General features: G+C 51.0%; 3 protein-coding genes. All 3 read left to right on the top strand.

The annotated features are described in order from the left end of the window. Window positions 1-212 (top strand): AbrB/MazE/SpoVT family DNA-binding domain-containing protein (locus HPY90_RS10555; protein WP_287194336.1); only part of this gene is annotated, 212 nt, incomplete at its 5' end. Window positions 213-258: 46 nt separating this feature from the next. Beyond that, window positions 259-3579, top strand: a complete 3321-nt coding sequence (locus tag HPY90_RS10550) for a helicase-related protein (RefSeq protein ID WP_287194335.1) — start codon at window positions 259-261, stop codon at window positions 3577-3579. A 42-nt stretch (window positions 3580-3621) separates the two neighbouring features. After that, entirely contained in the window at window positions 3622-6327 is a 2706-nt protein-coding gene (locus HPY90_RS10545; protein ID WP_287194333.1) for a DUF1156 domain-containing protein, read from the top strand. Window positions 6328-6337 lie beyond the last annotated feature (10 nt).

Raw genomic sequence — 6337 nt, 5'->3', positions numbered from 1 at the left:
AGGTGGTTTTCTTGGCCCAAAAGAAAATTTTTACACCCAAAATGGGATCGAAAGGTCAAATGACGTTGCCAAAAGAAATACGGACTGCTCTTGAAATAGAAGAGGACGACCGGGTTCTCCTCAAAATTGAAGACGACGGGAAGGTTGTCCTGGAGAAGGCAATAATTATTCCCGCCAGTGAAAAAGATGGGTTTCATGTCCAATCGGACTAGACGATAAAAAGATAGTGTTGTGGTATACACGAGGCAGGTGATCGGCGTGGTGACTCTTGAAATTGGTGATATAGTAAGTGGCCCAATTTTTCCCGAACCAGTTAAAGTGGTGGCTATTAGAGATATAGGTTCGAAGATGGTCAAAATCGAGGCTGTCGGTGTTAATTCCAGGAGATATTATGATCCCATCCTGGGCCCTAATGAGCTAGCAACTATTGTCAAATCTTCTGAACACCATCTAGTGCTCTCAGGTGAAGCCGAGCATGTATTTCTTTACTTGGAAGGTATGCGAATCCGTAATGCCTTCCAGTTTGACCCGCTATACGGCGTGAGCGTTTCGCAGGTTGACCCTTTGCCGCACCAAATCGAAGCCGTCTACCATCACATTCTCAAGAATCCCAGCATTCGTTTCCTGCTGGCCGACGATCCCGGTGCCGGCAAGACTATAATGGCCGGGCTATTATTGAAAGAGTTGAAATATAGAGGTCTGGTTAATCGAGTCCTTATTATCGTGCCCGGGCATCTAAAGGAACAATGGTTACGCGAGATGAAAGAGCGCTTTCAGGAGAGTTTTATAATTGTCGACCGCGGTGTAATGAACGCCAGCTGGGGCCAAAACGTATGGACTGAGCGCCATCAAATCATAACTTCCCTGGATTTTGCCAAACAGGATGACGTTATGTTTGCTCTAAAGGATTCCTCCTGGGACCTGGTGATTGTGGACGAAGCTCATAAGATGTCCGCCTATAAATACGGGGAAAAAATCAGTAAAACCGTCCGCTACCAGTTCGGCGAGCTCATTTCCCAAATTACTAAATATCTCCTCTTTCTTACTGCCACACCCCATCGCGGAGATCCGGAAAACTTCCGCCTGTTTTTGGACCTTCTGCAGCCTGGCTTTTTTGCCAGTACGGAGATGCTGGCCGCCTCGATTCAAAATAAGGATAACCCGCTTTTTTTAAGGCGGCTTAAAGAAGACCTTAAAGGGTTTGACAATAATCCCCTTTTCCCTCCCCGCAAGGTAGAGACAGTGAAATACCGGCTGAGTGATGCCGAAAAGATGCTTTATAACGCAGTCACCGACTATGTGGAGCAACACTTCAATAAGGCTCTGCAGAAGGAGAAACGCAATGTTGCCTTCGCGTTGACCATCTTGCAGCGGAGGTTAGCCTCTAGCGTCAGAGCGGCACGCAAATCTTTAGAGCGCCGGTGCAGTCGTCTGGAAGAGCTGTATAAAAATGGGCAGTTGCTTCAGGAAGTCGGTTATACGGAGGATTATTTGGAAGACCTGGAAGAGAACCAGCGGTGGCAGAAAGAAGAAGAGCTTTTGGAAAAACTGACTTCTGCAGAAACGCTGGATGAACTGAAGGTTGAAATCGATAAGTTGAAGGAACTTGTTCTGCTGGCTAGAGAGGTCGAAAAGCAAGAGATCGAAACCAAGCTTAACCGACTCAGGGAAGTCATCGAAAATGAGAGGGTCAAAGAAACCGGCGCTAAGATCCTGATTTTTACCGAATCCAGGGATACACTGGAGTACCTAGCAGAGAAGATCGGCAAGAAATGGGGATATTACATCACCACTATTCACGGTGGGATGGGCATGGATGCCCGTATCAGGGCGGAACACGAATTCAAGAACAGGGCCCAGGTCATGGTGGCTACGGAAGCGGCCGGTGAAGGCATAAATCTACAATTTTGCTGGTTGATGGTTAATTATGACATCCCCTGGAACCCCAACCGCCTGGAGCAGAGGATGGGACGCGTTCACCGCTACGGGCAACGGAACGAAGTCCATATTTACAACCTGGTGGCAGTGGATACCCGGGAGGGAAAGATTTTAGAAAAGCTTTTTGAGAAACTGAACCGCATGAAAGAACACCTGGGATCCGACCGGGTCTTTGATGTCATTGGCGACATCCTGCCGGGGACCAGCCTGAAAGACCTTATCCTGGAAGCTATTGCTAACCGCCGGACTATGGAAGATATTCTGTCCGAAATGGAACGGATCCCTGATGCCGAGGCCATCCAAAGGGTCAGGGAGGCAACCCTGGAAGCGCTGGCTACGCGTCACATCGATCTTTCCCGCATCATCGGGGAGCAGCGCATTGCCCGGGAGAACCGTTTGGTGCCGGAGTATATCGAAAAGTTTTTCCTTCGGGCCGCCCAAAAACTTGAACTCAAAATAGAAAAGCGTCAGGACGGCTTTTGGCGGGTAGCCTCGGTTCCCTTTGAAGTGCGCAACCAGCCTTATGAGTTCAAGATTAAATACGGTGAAGTACAGCGGGAGTACCTGAAGATATCCTTTGATAAAGAGAAGGCATCTGAAGGGGAAGCCGAATTTGTCTCTATTGGCCATCCATTGATGGAGGCGGTTTTGGAGACCGTATTTAAGAAATACCGGCAGGATGCTTCCCGCGGCGCCATATTTGTCGATCCTGACGGCAAAAAGAACGGGCTGCTTTGGTTTATGACCGGAGAGATAAAAGACGGAAGAGGTGATATAGCCGGCCGCAAGCTGTTTTGCATTTATCAGGGTGCCGATGGCCGGCTGGTTGATGTTAGTCCTTCGCTTATCTGGGACCTTAAACCGGGTAAAAGTGGTTCTCACGGTTTGGAAGCGGAGGTTATGCCTGTATCGCAGGACGATGTTATTGCTTTCGCTTTGGAGCAGCAGCTACTGCCTTACAGGGAGGAACTGCTCGAGCAGAGGCGGCGGGATGCAGCCCTCAAAGAAAAATACGGGCTAAGGTCTATCGAATCACTAATCCTCGAATCGGAAGCAAAGTTGGCCGACTATGAAATAAGGAGGCTTAAAGGCGAGAAAATTCCGGATGTAACTATGATCCAGGAACAACGGAAACGGGAAGACTTGGAGCGAAAAAAGGAACGGCTTTTAGAAGACATTCGCGTCGAGACAAGTCTCTATCCATCTGAGCCGGCTCTACTTGCCATAGTCCGGGTGGTGCCGGGGAGCACTCTATCGGATGAAATGGCCAGTGATGCGGCTATTGAGCAGGTGGGCATGGACCTGGCCGTGAAATTTGAGCGGGAACAGGGCCGGCAGCCGGAAGACGTGTCCGCTCAGGCCCTGGGTTATGATATCCGCTCCGTCGACAGGGAGGGCAATTACCGCTATATCGAGGTTAAGGCCCGGGCAAGGACCGGCGCCATCGCCCTGACTCCCAACGAGTGGGTGATGGCCAACCGCCTGGGAGAGGAGTACTGGCTGTACGTGGTGGAGCAGGCAGCAGGGAACCCGCAGCTATACCTGATCCAGAACCCGGCAGCCTGTTTGAAACCCGATGAGCAGGTGGAAATCGTACGCTATGTGGTCAGGGACTGGCGGCCTGCAGCAAGGAGGGCTTAAGCATAATTGGCTGCCTACTCCAAAATGGGGAGCGTGTAGAAGTTGGGCATTAAAAAAGCATTTATTGAAACCACTTTTCCAGTCAAATCCGTAAGCGAGCAATCGGCCCGGGAGAAGAACATCCGTCATGGGCACATTTCCACGTTACACATCTGGTGGGCCAGGCGGCCGCTGGCAGCTTCGCGGGCCACTATTTATGCCGCCCTGACCCCGGAGCCGGAAGACGAAGTAGAGCGCTTGGCACGGGCAAATTTTATTGCTGACCTTTCCAAATGGGAAAACTCCTTGAATTCCTATTACATCGAGCGGGCGAGAAAAGAAATCCTGGCGGCCAATAATGGCAATCCACCTAGGGTTTTGGATCCCTTTGCCGGGGGCGGAGCCATTCCCTTGGAAGCCCTGCGCCTGGGCTGTGAGACCTACGCCAGTGATCTTAACCCGGTGGCTGTGCTGATTGAAAAAGCTACACTGGAATTTCCCCAGAAATATGGTAGGCCGGTAGTACGGAAAGTGCGAACGCCGGTGGGCGAAGTGGAGCAAGAGGTCAATCCACTCTTGGAAGACGTTAAGCGCTGGGGAAACTGGGTGCTGGAGGAGGCCAGAAAGGAAATTGGGCGCTTTTATCCCGCCGAACCCGATGGGAGCATCCCGGTGGGATATATCTGGGCACGGACGGTGAAGTGCCAGAACCCGGCCTGTAGCACCGAAATCCCTCTTATGCGCCAGACCTGGCTGGCTAAAAAAGAAAAGAAACGAGTGGCCCTGCGGATTGTGCCGCAGGGTAGAAATGTAGGTTTTAAAATTGCTGAAGGCCAGGAGATTGACTTTGACCCCGGGGAAGGCACCGTGGCCCGGGCTAAAGCAATCTGCCCCTGTTGCGGCAGTGGCCTGACCGACAAAGAGGTGCGCCGGCAGTTCCAGGAGGGCAGGGCCGGCCAGCGCATGGTGGCGGTAGTCCTGCATCACCCGAACCGGCAGGGCAAGACCTACCGCCTGGCCACGGAAAAGGATATGGAGGTTTTTCAGGAAGCCGAGAGGTATCTGGAACAAAAGCGGGAGAGGCTGTGGGACAAGTGGGGCTTTGACCCGGTGCCGGGTGATGAAGAGATTCCATTGATGAGCGGTACTTTTAACGTTCCTATATATGGCATGAAAACTTGGGGTGATCTCTTCAACCCCCGCCAGAAGCTGGCACTGATCACTTTTGCGGATAAGGTGCGACAGGCGCATGGAAAGATGCTGGCGGAGGGGTATGAGGAGGAGTACGCCAGGGCGGTGGTGACGTATTTGGCACTGGGAGTGGATAGGTTAGTTGATTATGATTCTAATTTATGCATTTGGGCAGTTTCCGGTGAGTTCGTTGCTCATACTTTTGGAAGACAAGCATTGCCAATGGTATGGGACTATTTCGAACTGAATCCGTTTAGTAAAGCTACGGGGGACTGGAACTCAGCGTTGGAGTGGGTTTTAAGAGTTATTGATCACTGTTGCCAAATTACTTCTACCCCCGCTACCGTCACCCAAGCTTCTGCTGCCTCCCTGCCCTATCCCGATAACTTTTTCGACGCTGTGGTCACTGATCCGCCGTACTATAATGCTGTTCCGTACGCTGATCTTTCTGATTTCTTTTATGTATGGCTAAAAAGAACGGTTGGAGATTCATACGTTAATTTATTTGCCACGCCTTTAACACCTAAGGCAGAAGAAATTGCGGAGATGAGTAGTTGGGATTCTAAGAGATATGCGTACAAGGATAAGAAGTTTTTTGAAACTATGATTTCAAAGGCCTTCTCAGAGATCTATCGTGTTCTAAAACCAGAAGGCATTGCCGTAATTGTTTTCGCCCACAAAACCACCGACGCCTGGGAGACAATTATCAACGCCCTTTTGAATTCCGGTCTTTACCTCACCGCCTCCTGGCCCCTGAATACCGAGATGCAGGCCCGCCTTAGGGCTAAAGAATCCGCGGCCCTGGCTTCGTCCATTTACATGGTTTGCCGCAAGCGGACGAAAAAGGAAACTGCTTATTTTAACGAGATCAAGCCCCTGGTTGAGGAAAGGATCAAGGAAAAGCTCGACCAGTTCTGGAACGAAGGCATCGGCGGCAGCGACTTCTTCATATCCGCCATCGGCCCGGCCCTGGAAGTCTTCGGCCGGTACGAGCGGGTAGAGACCTATTCGGGCGAGGAAGTGAATGCAGCAGAGCTCTTGGATTTTATTCGCAAAACAGTGAGTGAATATGCTTTAACCAAAATCCTCAAGGACAGCCACCTGGGCGGCATTGACGCCGAAACCCGCTTTTACCTCCTGTGGCGCTGGACCTACAACGGGGCCAAAGTCCTCTTTGATGAAGCCAGGAAGCTGGCCAGTGCCGTGGGGATCGAGCTTACCCAGTACTGGAACAATGGTTTTATTAAGAAGGAGAAAGAGTTCATTAGCGTATTGGGGCCGAAAGAACGGGGCACCAGGTTCCTGGAAAAGACAAAGTTTGACAATATGGTAGATGTCCTTCACGCCTGCCTTATCCTGTGGGAGAAAAACCAGCGCCAGAAGATTACCGAGATCCTCACCAGCACGGGGCATTTGCACAACAACGACTTCTGGCAGGTGGCCCAGGCCCTCTCCGAAGTGCTGCCGCCCGGAGATAAGGAAAAACAGATGCTCCAGGGCTTCTTGTACGGGCGGGAGAGTTACCAGAAGGTGACTAACGGTGGCCATAATGGCGGGCAACTAAAACTTTTTCAATAGCAACTTTGAG

The sequence above is a fragment of the Syntrophothermus sp. genome, assembly GCF_013314835.1.
Taxonomy (GTDB): Bacteria; Bacillota; Syntrophomonadia; order Syntrophomonadales; family Syntrophothermaceae; genus Syntrophothermus; species Syntrophothermus lipocalidus.
Note: the sequence above shows the minus strand (reverse complement) of the source record. Positions and strands in the feature narration are given on the sequence as shown.